Origin of the sequence: Actinoplanes sp. NPDC051343, from assembly GCF_044455125.1 — a bacterium.
Taxonomy (GTDB): domain Bacteria; phylum Actinomycetota; class Actinomycetes; order Mycobacteriales; family Micromonosporaceae; genus Actinoplanes.
Window position 1 is genome coordinate 1514522 of record NZ_JBITEL010000001.1, and the last position, 7759, is coordinate 1522280.

A 7759-nucleotide genomic window follows, 5' to 3' on the forward strand; every position below is an offset into this window, starting at 1 on the left:
TTGCCGGTCGTTCGTCTCTTGCTGGTCTGTAGTCATCCCAAGTCCGGTGTCGACGACGGTTCCGCTACCTGTCCCCCATAACGTTGCGTAGGCTCCAACGGTTCAGAGTCCCGCCGGGTTTCGCCTTCCGCGTCCGGCTTGCGCACGGTGGGTGATCGTGACAGGGCCGCGACGCCGACGATCAGCAGCGCACCCGACCCGGCCAGGGCGGCGAGCGCGCCCGGGCTGGACGGCGGCTTGACCCGGAACGCCAGCACCCCGAGCAGATAACTCGCCAGAGGGTTGGTGATGGTCATCGCGGCCACCGCCGCGGACAGCGAACCGGTCGCGAAGGCACCCTGTTCCAGGACGAGCCCGGTGAGCGTGGAGACCGCAAGACAGTAGCCGGGCCAGTCGAGCGCGGTCGCGAGCACCCCGCGGTGCAGCAGGTCGTCGGTGGTCAGCTTCATCAGCACGGCGCTCATCGCGAAGCAGAGCCCGGCACCCACCGACACGAGCGTGGCGTGCAGCAACTGAGGGCGGCCGGCGGCCGCCCAGACGAGCAGTGCCACCAGGACGGCCGCGCACAGTCCGGCCAGCACGACCCGGCCCCGGTTGGCCTCGCCGGCCGCCGGAGCGACCTCCCGGACCAGCACGAACGTGGCCACGCCGCCGCTGATCAGCACCACGCCGAGCCACTCGACGAAGACCGGCCAGCGCCGCGCCCAGGCGGTCGAGAGCGGCATCGCGAACAGCAACTGGGTGACGAGCAGCGGCTGGACGAGCGCGACCGAGCCCTCGTGGAGGGCGGCCGCCTGCACTACGAAGCCGAGCAGGTTGGTGAACCAGCCGGCCAGCCAGATCGGGTGCCGGACGAGCCGTCTGATCAACGCGACCAGCGGGCGAAGAATCGACTTTCCGGCCAATTCGCCCACAGTGTTGGTAGCCGTCGCCGTGCGCCGGGCCACGTGCTGCTGCAGCGAGGCGGAAGCGGCGAACAGGAACCCGGCCACCAGGCCGAGCGCCACGGCTAGATACACGAACGGACCTCCTCAGCCGCCGAATCGCGCTCCCAGACGGCGGTAAAGACCGGGGAATGCCCCGCGCACGGCGACCGGCATCCGCAGCCAGGCCGGAGCGTACGCCTCGGCACTCCCCCGCTGAATCATGCCCACGATGCGGTCGGCCACACGCCCGGCCGCGATCGGGCGGGGACTCGTTCTCGTGTACGGCCGGCCGCGGCGCTCGAAGAACGCGGTCTCGACCACGCCCGGCACGAAGACACCGATCCGTACGCTTCCGCCGTACGTCTCGAAGCGCAAGCTCTCCGCGAAGCTGTCCAGTCCGGACTTGGTGGCCGAGTAGACCGCCTCGCCGGCGACCCCCATCCGGCCGGCGATCGAGGTGACGAAGATCAGGTAGCCCGGGCGGCCGCCGAACGCCGGCAGCAGCGCGCGGGTGAGCTCGATCGGGGCGGCGAGGTTGACCGCGAGCAGGTTGCCGATGGCCTCGGCCGGCATCTCGGTGAACGGGCCGGCCCAGCCCAGCCCGGCGTTGACCACGGCGATGTCGACCCGGCCCTCTTCGGCCAGGGCCGCCTCGGCCAACCGTTTCCCGGCCCCCGGCTCGGCCAGGTCGGCGATCAGCGGAGTGGCGTCGAGCGCCTCGAGCGCGTCGGCGTTGCGGCCGTGCGCCAGCACGCGGGCACCACCCGCGGCGAGCCGTCGCGCGACCTCCCGCCCGATGCCCGACGACGCGCCGGTCACCAGCGCCACGCTGCCGTCGATCCGCACCCGGCCACTCTAGTGCCGTCGCACTATGCGACGTTTCCGCTGATACCCCCCACCTGGGCAGTTCCGATATCCTGCAGGCTCAGCGATTCATCCCCGCTTCGGAAATGAGGCGCTGTGTCGGACCTGCACACCTCCCGCGACCAGCTCATCGAGGCCCTCCTGAAGGTGCCCGGCCTGCAGAGCCGCGCGACGCGCGATGCCCGGGTCGACGAACTGAGTGATGCGCTGACCCGTGATCTGGTGTTCGTCCGCTCCGACGACCCGTTCGACGACCTGTCGGCGCTCGTCGACATCCTCCTCGACGCCCCGGCCGACCTCCGCGCCTTCGGCGAGATCATCGTGACGCGGCACCGAGGCGACGCGGCCCGCCGGTTCGTCGAGCTGACCACCGTCCTGCCCCGCTCCGCCCGCGCGCACGTCTATCGCCCGGAAGAGCGCATCGTCGGCGACATCCCGATCCGCAACCGCAACTTCACCGGTCGCGTCGAGCTCCTCGGGCGCCTCGGCCGGGCCCTCGAACAGGACTCGCGGACCTCGGTGCTTCCGCCCGCCCTCAACGGCATGGGCGGCGTCGGCAAGACGCAGCTCGTCAACGAATACGTGCACCGCCACCTCGATCAGTACGACCTGATCTGGTGGATCCCGGCCGAGCAGACCTCCACTGTGCTGTCCTCGTTCAAGCAGCTGGCCGAGCGGCTCGAGCTGCCGGTGGCCGACGACCTGGAGGAGACCGCGCGTACGGTCCGCAACTGGCTGGCCGGCGGCGACCGCGAGTGGCTGCTGGTCTACGACAACGCCGACGATCCGGCCCGGCTCACCCCGCTGGTCCCGACGACCGGCGGCCACGTCATCGTGACCACTCGCAACGAGGAGTGGAGCACGATCGGCATCGCCATCGAGGTCGACGTCTTCCGCCGCGAAGAGAGCATCCAGTTGCTCACCAAGCGGACCGGTGATCAGGACGGCTCCCCGACGATCACCGAGGAGGAAGCCGACGACCTGGCCGACAAGCTGGGTGACCTGCCGTTGGCCCTCGAGCAGGCCGCCGCGTGGTACCTGGCGACCCGGATGCCCATCCGCGAGTACATCGAACTGCTGGACGACCGCATCGAGCTGCTCAACGAGGGCAAGCCGCCGGGCTACCCGCTGACCGTCGCCGCGTTCGTGGCGGTCGCGATGGAAAAGCTGCGCGGCATCGACGAGGCGATCGCTCAGCTGTTCGCGCTCTTCGCGTTCCTCGGCGGCGAGGGCATCCGGCAGTCGCTGCTGCGCCGCGGCAGCAACGCCGAACTGACCTCCCCGCTGCGCGAGGCACTCGGCAACCCGATCCGCACCGGCCAGCTGGTGCGCGAGCTGCGACGCTACGGCCTGGCCAAGACGGTGAGCCGGGCCGCGTCGGCACCGGCTCCGGCCAGCGCCGACAAGTCTCCCCGGCTGCAGGTGCACCGGCTGGTCCAGCGGGTGCTGCGCGACACGCTGGAACCGCAGGCGCGCGCGGAGACCCTGCGTAACGTGCAGAACCTGCTGGCGGCGGCCAGCCCGGGCGACCCGGACGAGATCGGCGAACTCGACCTGCAGAGCGAGATGGGCCCCCACCTGCAGCCGGCTGACATGAATCACTCGGGCACGCCGCAGGGCCGCCAGACCGTCCTCGACCACGCGCGGTACCTCTACATCACGGGCGACTTCGAGAACAGCCGGCTGCTGGCCGAGCGGGCGGTGGCCGACTGGTCGGCCGAGGACCCGGGCGACTGGCAGCTCGGGCCGAACGGCCAGGCGACGCTGCTGGCCCGGGCGCAGGTCGCCAACGCGACCCGGGCGCTCGGCGACAGCAAGCAGGCCGCCCAGATCATCAAGGAGACGTACGACCAGTTCGTCGCGAACCCCGCCCTGGGGCCCCGGCACGAATACACGCTCATCGCCGGCAACCAGCTCGGTCACGACCTGCGCATCGACGGCCGCTACCGCGAGGCCCTGGAGTTCGACCAGCGCAGCGCCCAGCTGCACCGGGAGGTCTTCGGCGACGACGAGGTCTACACCCTGCGCGTGATGAGCAACGTGGCGGTCGACCACCGGCTGATGGGCGAGTTCGCCGAGGCTGGTCGCCTCGACGAGGAGATCGCCTCGCACTTCGCCGACGCCGGTGCCCTCGACGTCGAGCTCTTCCGGATGAACATGAACGTCACCCGCGACTACTACGGCCTCGGGCAGTACGCCGCAGCCCTGGAACGCATCGAGGAGTGGCTGCCGATCCAGCAACGCCTGATCCGGGACACCCACCCCCTCGCCCTCATGGCCCAGCGGACCTATGCGATCACACTGCGCAAGATCGGCCGGGTCGAGGAGGCGGTCCAGGTGATGGAGGAGGCGCGCGAGCGGACCGTACGCTCACTGCGCGAAAACCACGAGCACGCCGTGGTCGCGACGATGAGCCTGGCCAACGCGCTGCGGCAGGTCGGCCGGCGCGACGAGGCGATTGACCTGATGGACGAGGTGCTCCGGCGCTACCACGCCGACTTCGGTGAAGATCACCCGCTGACTCTCGCGGCCGAGATCAACCAGGCCATCCTTCTCCGGGCGGGCGGCGATCTCGCCGGTGCCACGGCGATCGACGAAGCCGCCTACGGTGGGCTCGAGCAGAGCCTGGGCCCCTCCCACGCGTACACGATCTGCGCGGGCACGTCGCTGGCGACCGACTACGCCGGGATGGGCCGCACGCGGGAGGCGCTGGCCCTGTCCGAGCGGATGCTGGAATACAGCCTGGGCGACACCCCCGACGCCGCCGGCCAGCACCCGTACGTTCTGATGCGGATGATCAACCTCGCCCACGACTACCGGGCCGTCGGCGACGAGGAGCGCGCCGACACGCTGTACTCCGACACGATGGACCGCCTGCAGCAGGTGCTGGGCGCCGGGCACCCCGAGGTGCTCGAGGCGGCGTCCGGCCGGCGCATCGAGGGCGACATCGAGCCGCCCCCGACCTGACCGTCACACCCGCCTGAACGTCATACCCGGTTGTGTTCCCGCCAGGCGGCGTAGGTGCCGGCCAGCGAGGCCCGGGCCGCCCGGTCGGCCCCGGCCGGCAGCGGCTCGGCGAGCAGCCGATCGGCCGAGCGCCGCACCCCGGCGACGAACGACTCACCCTCCGGGGTGAGAGCACCGGACTCCTCGATGGCGGTCAGCCCCCGGTCGGCCTGCAGGCGTGCCTCGGCGAAGCGGGCCGTCGCCACGCCGACCGCACCCTGCATGGCCCGCCAGGCGTCGGCGACGCCGACGAAGGCGTAGACCCCCTGCAACAGCCCGGCCAGCGGACGCGGATCGGTGCGCCACGGCGCGAAGAAGCGGCGGTCGTCGGCCGGGTCGGTGAGCCGGCTCAGGTCGAGCATCGCGCTCAGCTTGGAATGCTGGAACTCGTGCACGAGCGTCACCACGAAGTCGTGCGAGCTCGGCGGCAGCGTCAGGCCGAACACTCCGAAGGAGTGCCGGAGCGTCGCGCTGCGAGCGGAGCGTGCGTCGGTCTGCAGCAGCGGGATCAGCGCCCCGAGCCCGGCGGCCAGTTCGACCGCCCGCTCGGGCAGGCGAACGGCGAGCAGCGCCCACGCCTCGCCGAACAGCGCCTGCCACTCGTCGAACTCGGCCGCGGAAAGCCGGTTGGCCGGGGGCACGTGATAGCCGTGGCGGTACGGGTCGAGGTCGTCGAGGTCGAGCCGGATGCTCAGCCCGGCCGCGGCGGCGGACAGCGGGCGCACCGGCAGCCAGCCCGGCACCGGCGCCGCGGACTCGGCCGGCACCTCGAGGACACCCTCGTCGGTGGTGACGAGCAGGCGGCCATCCGCCGCGGTCACCGTGACCGCCGAGGCGCCACCCGCCTCGACCGCACCGTGCCCGGGCAGCATCGCGCGGCCGTCGTGCACCGGCACCTCGACGCAGCCGTCCACCCCGGCCGCGGCCGCCGCCACGATCGCGATGGCGGCCACATGATCGCGGTCGGCCCCGGCCAGCGCCTCCCGGGTCGCCGCCCGGGCGGCGATCGCCGTCCAGCCGCCGGCCAGCGGAGCGCCGATGACGGCCCGGAACCTCTCGGGCGCCGCCGTGCGTGAACGCTCCAGCAGGTCGCGCAGGGCCGCGCCGCCGTCCGGGAACTGCTCGAGAATGAAATTGATCAGCAGCAGGTGCTTGCTGAACTGCGCCTCCCGCAGCGTACGGACGCCGTCCTCGCCGCCGTAGCCGGCGGCGAGCCGGTGGAACGTGGCCGAGTCGAGCCGGTGGACGTCGATCATGGTCGTCTCCCGATAACCGAAGGCAGGTCCGCGGCGACGCGGTCGTAGACGTGGCGGGTGAAGGCGAACAGGTCGGCGCAGTAGACAGACGGGAACCGGAAACCGGCGTCCCGCCGGTAGCGGTGGGCGTAGTGGCCGCCGCCGCAGAACGCAACCGCCGGGCAGGACAGGCACTCGTCGGACAGCGCCGCGCGGCCGATCTGCCGCGCCACGATGCCCGGGTCGTCGAACGCGGCGTCGAACTCGTCGTGCAACACGTTCAGGCCGGTGGCGCAGGCGCCCTCGTACGCGCTCTTCAAGGCGTCGACCTGCTCGATCGCGCCGTCCGACTCGACGACCAGCACCCCGGACGGGCTCAGGCCGATCTGCTCACTCCGGCTCGCCCCGCCGAGCACCAGGCTGACCACGTCGTCGAACAGCCGGACCCGCACCGGCGACCGCTCTTCGTACCAGCGGTCGAAGAGCGTGATGAGCCAGCCGGCGACCGGAGCGGCGGGCGGACTGTCCCAGTTCAGGTGCGGCAGCAGGAGGTCGATCGCGGGCGGATCGAAACCGGTCAGCTGGTCGTAGACGGCCAGCGGATCGGTCGTGGCGTCGACGACACACAGCAGACCCGCGTACGCCGCCCGCCCCTCCGGCCGCCGGAGCAGATCGATCCCGCGGGCCACCGTGTCGAAGCTGCCGCGGCCACCCGGCGTACGCCGGTGCCGGTCATGATCGGCCGCCGTGCCGTCGACGCTGACACCGACCCTGATGCCGTGCTCGATCAGCATGGCGACCGTGGCCTCGTCGAGCAGCACGCCGTTGCTCTGCATGCCGAACTCGACCCGGCAGTCGTCCGGGAACAGCTCCCGGGCCCGGTCGGTGAGCTCGGCCAGCCGGGCCGGACCGTAGAGCAGCGGCTCACCGCCGTGCAGGACGATCCGTACGCCCGGGAGCGAGTGCCGCCGGGCGTGCCGGGCGAACCGGGTCAGCGCGGCGTCGCGCACCTCGTCGGCCATGGTGCGGGGCCGCTCACGCCAGCTGTGGTCGGCGAGCTCGTAGACGTAGCAGTAGTCGCAAGCCAGGTTGCACCGCTGGTGGACCTTGAGGACCAGTTCGCGGAACGGGACCGGTGCGTGGCCCGCGACCCGCGTCGCCGGCACGTCGAGCTCGGCGTACGGCCAGGGTGCGGCCCGCCGATGCACCGCCCGGACCTCGTCGGTCGTCGGCGCCCGGCCTACGACGACAGCCATCAGTCGCTGGAGACGAAGGACCCGAACGAGCTGATCACACCGTCACGGTCGTGCAGGCTGCGCAGGACGCGGCGCAACGCCTGATCAACGACCCCGGCGTCGTCGGAAATCTGGTCGGCTATGGGGACGTGCGAGAGGTCAGCCAACGGCGCCCACGTCTCGTCATCCGGCGCAACAGTATTGGAACCAAACATCAGATATGACCCTCCCGCCACACGGGGCAGGAAATGGTTATGCCCGCCCGCGGCGCCGAATCGCGGTTACCTACGAATTTGACCATTACAGCCGGTGATCAACACCGGACACCGGCTCTCAAGGTAGGGCGCCTACGGGTCGGCGTCGCGCGTCCAACACGCCTTTTGACATTTTCTGACAACACTAGTACTCCAGCCGTAGATCGTGATCTCTGCGTGGCGGTGCCGGATGCGGGGCGGCCACCGCGTGATCATCGTCGGTTGTGTCGACGTCAGAT

Annotated in this window: 6 protein-coding genes; 1 reads left to right on the top strand and 5 read right to left on the bottom strand. The window is 71.2% G+C overall.

Features of this window, described 5'->3' with window-relative positions:
* Nucleotides 1-32: 32 nt before the first annotated feature.
* Together ACIA5C_RS06725 and ACIA5C_RS06730 are read right to left on the bottom strand one after the other, a co-directional pair.
* The gene (locus ACIA5C_RS06725; protein ID WP_396051966.1) at nucleotides 33-1019 is read right to left on the bottom strand and encodes a DMT family transporter; all 987 of its coding nucleotides are present in this window, start codon (nucleotides 1017-1019) and stop codon (nucleotides 33-35) included.
* 12 nt (nucleotides 1020-1031) lie between these two features.
* Nucleotides 1032-1772, bottom strand: coding sequence for an SDR family NAD(P)-dependent oxidoreductase (locus ACIA5C_RS06730; protein WP_396051968.1), 741 nt, complete (start codon nucleotides 1770-1772; stop codon nucleotides 1032-1034).
* 114 nt (nucleotides 1773-1886) lie between these two features.
* Here ACIA5C_RS06730 and fxsT point away from each other — a divergent pair, with 114 nt between their 5' ends.
* Nucleotides 1887-4757, top strand: coding sequence for an FxSxx-COOH system tetratricopeptide repeat protein (gene fxsT / locus ACIA5C_RS06735; protein WP_396051969.1), 2871 nt, complete (start codon nucleotides 1887-1889; stop codon nucleotides 4755-4757).
* A 20-nt stretch (nucleotides 4758-4777) separates the two neighbouring features.
* Here the strand turns inward: fxsT and ACIA5C_RS06740 are convergent, their stop codons facing one another.
* The 3 genes from ACIA5C_RS06740 to ACIA5C_RS06750 are packed head-to-tail and all read right to left on the bottom strand — an operon-like array spanning nucleotide 4778 to nucleotide 7433.
* Nucleotides 4778-6052 carry an HEXXH motif domain-containing protein gene (locus tag ACIA5C_RS06740; RefSeq protein WP_396051970.1) on the bottom strand — a complete coding sequence of 425 codons (1275 nt, stop codon included), beginning with the start codon at nucleotides 6050-6052 and terminating at the stop codon, nucleotides 4778-4780.
* Nucleotides 6049-7287, bottom strand: a complete 1239-nt coding sequence (locus ACIA5C_RS06745; RefSeq protein ID WP_396051971.1) for an FxsB family cyclophane-forming radical SAM/SPASM peptide maturase — start codon at nucleotides 7285-7287, stop codon at nucleotides 6049-6051. Before ACIA5C_RS06745 ends, ACIA5C_RS06740 begins: the two co-directional genes overlap by 4 nt.
* Entirely contained in the window at nucleotides 7287-7433 is a 147-nt protein-coding gene (locus ACIA5C_RS06750; protein ID WP_396051973.1) for a hypothetical protein, read from the bottom strand. Before ACIA5C_RS06750 ends, ACIA5C_RS06745 begins: the two co-directional genes overlap by 1 nt.
* Nucleotides 7434-7759 lie beyond the last annotated feature (326 nt).